Origin of the sequence: Ornithinibacillus bavariensis (genome assembly GCF_050433565.1) — a bacterium.
Lineage (GTDB): Bacteria > Bacillota > Bacilli > Bacillales > Amphibacillaceae > Ornithinibacillus > Ornithinibacillus bavariensis.
The window spans coordinates 1-2,711 of record NZ_JBNPWZ010000024.1 but is presented as its reverse complement, the minus strand read 5'-3'; the positions used below and the strand labels follow the sequence as shown (position 1 = coordinate 2,711).

At 38.3% G+C, this 2,711-nt stretch carries 2 protein-coding genes and 6 tRNA genes; 2 read left to right on the top strand and 6 right to left on the bottom strand.

The window, feature by feature from the left end; genetic code table 11:
• Positions 1 to 128 precede the first annotated feature (128 nt).
• From HNR27_RS18025 to HNR27_RS18000, 6 genes are all read right to left on the bottom strand, one after another.
• A tRNA-Lys gene (locus HNR27_RS18025) sits at positions 129 to 201 on the bottom strand.
• Positions 202 to 314: 113 nt separating this feature from the next.
• A tRNA-Gln gene (locus HNR27_RS18020) sits at positions 315 to 386 on the bottom strand.
• A gap of 10 nt (positions 387 to 396) precedes the next feature.
• Positions 397 to 480: transfer RNA gene (locus HNR27_RS18015), tRNA-Tyr, on the bottom strand.
• A 41-nt stretch (positions 481 to 521) separates the two neighbouring features.
• Positions 522 to 597, bottom strand: a tRNA-Thr gene (locus HNR27_RS18010).
• A gap of 3 nt (positions 598 to 600) precedes the next feature.
• Positions 601 to 676, bottom strand: a tRNA-Val gene (locus HNR27_RS18005).
• A gap of 3 nt (positions 677 to 679) precedes the next feature.
• Positions 680 to 754 (bottom strand) — tRNA-Glu (locus HNR27_RS18000).
• 233 nt (positions 755 to 987) lie between these two features.
• Here HNR27_RS18000 and fabI point away from each other — a divergent pair.
• Together fabI and HNR27_RS17990 are read left to right on the top strand one after the other, a co-directional pair.
• Positions 988 to 1,764: an enoyl-ACP reductase FabI gene (fabI, locus tag HNR27_RS17995; RefSeq protein ID WP_212920949.1), complete on the top strand. Its 777-nt coding sequence runs from the start codon at positions 988 to 990 to the stop codon at positions 1,762 to 1,764.
• A gap of 78 nt (positions 1,765 to 1,842) precedes the next feature.
• On the top strand, positions 1,843 to 2,589 hold the full coding sequence (locus HNR27_RS17990) for a YwaF family protein (protein ID WP_429340703.1): 747 nt from the start codon (positions 1,843 to 1,845) through the stop codon (positions 2,587 to 2,589).
• Positions 2,590 to 2,711 lie beyond the last annotated feature (122 nt).

Genomic DNA, 2,711 nt, shown 5'->3' with positions numbered 1-2,711 from the left:
ATTATACGATTGGAGATTCTTTTGTTACATCCCTAGAAGGTTTATTTTCACACAGGCATAGCCTGTGGTTTTAAAAGCATTAATAAAAACAAGGCTGCTACGCATAACAGCCTTGTTTTTTATGTTGATGAGCCATGCAGGATTCGAACCTGCGACCCTCTGATTAAAAGTCAGATGCTCTACCGACTGAGCTAATGGCTCATAATTATTAGTGATTCTAATTTCAAAAGATCGTACATCTAGGTGACAGTAATTGTGCTCTTCGCCCAAAGTAATACTAATTTTAGATGAAATCCCCTAAAAAAAGAAAAAAACTGGGCTACTAGGATTCGAACCTAGGAATGACGGGACCAAAACCCGTTGCCTTACCGCTTGGCTATAGCCCAATAACCTAAATGGTGGAGGGGGGCAGATTCGAACTGCCGAACCCGAGGGAGCGGATTTACAGTCCGCCGCGTTTAGCCACTTCGCTACCCCTCCGTATTTAGTATGAAATATTTAATTAATTTTATACATAAAAATGGTGCCGGCCAGAGGACTTGAACCCCCAACCTACTGATTACAAGTCAGTTGCTCTACCAATTGAGCTAGGCCGGCAAATGGTGGAGGATACAGGGCTCGAACCTGTGACCCCCTGCTTGTAAGGCAGGTGCTCTCCCAGCTGAGCTAATCCTCCATATGGTGACCCGTACGGGATTCGAACCCGTGTTACCGCCGTGAAAGGGCGGTGTCTTAACCGCTTGACCAACGGGCCAATTTATTATTAAGTAGCTTGTCTTGCAGTCAACGAATTTTATTATATACAGATTTAACATCTTTGTAAAGGGGTAAAACAAAAATTTTTACAAAAAATTTTTGTAAGCAGTTTTTTCAAGACTTTTCCTCAACAATTTAAGGCTCTTCGTAAATAAAAGATTGGTCTTTCTACTGAAAAAATGATAAATTAGAATTAGGTACTAATAGTTAATCATAATCTGGAGGTTCAAAATGACTGAACTATTAAAAGGAAAAAATATTGTTGTAATGGGAGTCGCTAATGAGCGCAGTATTGCTTGGGGAGTTACAAAATCCCTACACAATGCCGGTGCTAATTTAATTTTTACCAATAGACAAGAAAGATCCCATAAAAAATTAATAAAACTACTTGATGATAATCAAATCGAAGCAAGACAAATTGTTTCTTGTGACGTTTCAGATGATGCAAGTATCAACACAGCTTTTAATGAAATTAAAGAAGAAGTTGGAGTTATTCACGGGCTTGTACATGCAATTGCCTTTGCAAATCGTGAAGATTTAAAAGGAGAATTTTCCGATACTTCACGCGACGGATTTTTACTTGCCCAAAACATTAGTGCGTTTTCTTTAGTTGCCGTTACAAAAGCTGCTAAGGAGTTAATGACTGAAGGTGGCAGTATCGTAACACAAACTTATTTAGGAGCAGAAAGGGTCATTCCTAACTATAATGTAATGGGTGTAGCAAAGGCATCCCTAGAAGCGAGTGTGCGTTATTTAGCTGAGGACGTAGGAAAGCATGGTATTCGAGTAAATGCTATCTCTGCAGGTCCTATTCGTACTTTAGCAGCTAAAGGGGTATCTGGATTCAATGAGAAACTAGGAATGGTAGAAGAAAAGGCACCTTTACGAAGAAATGTTGATCAGGATCAAGTTGGGGACGCAACTCTATTCTTTTTGAGTGATCTTTCTAGAGGTGTTACTGGAGAAGTACTACATGTAGATTCAGGCTATCATATCATTGGTGGTTAAGAATTTATGGATAAAAATAACGCTTACTTTTAATTCTAGTAAGCGTTATTTTTCTATAGGGTAAAGCGAGGGAGTTTTATGAAGGCGTGGTTTGGGGAACAATCTACTTCACCTTTCGATTTGTTTAGTATTCATCACCTATATATGATTATTATTTTTATTACTGGGATCTTTTTACTGGTCATCTATTCAAGTAGGATTAAAGCGAATCCAGTGCTACTAAAAACAATTCGTTGGGGGCTTTTTAGTATCTTGGTAATATCTGAGCTAAGCTATCAAGCATGGGGAATGTTAAACAACTTTTGGAATCCGAGTGAATTCCTTCCCCTTCAGTTATGCAGTGTTGCTGGTATACTAGCCATGGGTTCCCTTTTAACTAAAAATAATAAACTAATACAAATGGTGCTATTCATCGGCATTGTTCCATCATTCTTAGCTGTCGTTACGCCAGAACTTTTCCATGGCTTCCCGCATTTTCGCTTCTGGCAATTTTTCATTCATCATATCGCACTCTCTTGGGCCAGCATCTTTTTAGTGACAACTTTTCCTGTCCGTATCTCCTTATGGGAGACACTAGAATCCTATTTTTATTTATTGTGCTATGCCGGACTTATCGGATTCATCGTAAACCCATTAGTTGGTGCCAATTTCTTATTTTTATCTAACGCCCCATCCGCGAATACGCCTTTAAATTTACTAGGCTATGGGTTTTGGTACTATTTTAATCTTTGTCTTGTTGGGTTATTGGTATTCTTATGTATTTATATATTCTATAACATCATAAGCCGTTTAAAGCATAAGGAGGCTGGGACAAAACCTCAGTAAATAAAAAAAGAGTGGTACTAACCTAAGCAGGTGAATACCACTCTTTTTATGCACACAAAAAGGACACCTTTTGATAAAATTAAAGTTACCACACAATAATTTTTGGAGGTGTCCCTATGTTT

Excerpts from the sequence above, each read along its gene's own strand:
- fabI (WP_212920949.1), top strand. The coding sequence starts at position 988 with ATGACTGAACTATTAAAAGGAAAAAATATTGTTGTAATGGGAGTCGCT.
- HNR27_RS17990 (WP_429340703.1), top strand. The coding sequence starts at position 1,843 with ATGAAGGCGTGGTTTGGGGAACAATCTACTTCACCTTTCGATTTGTTT.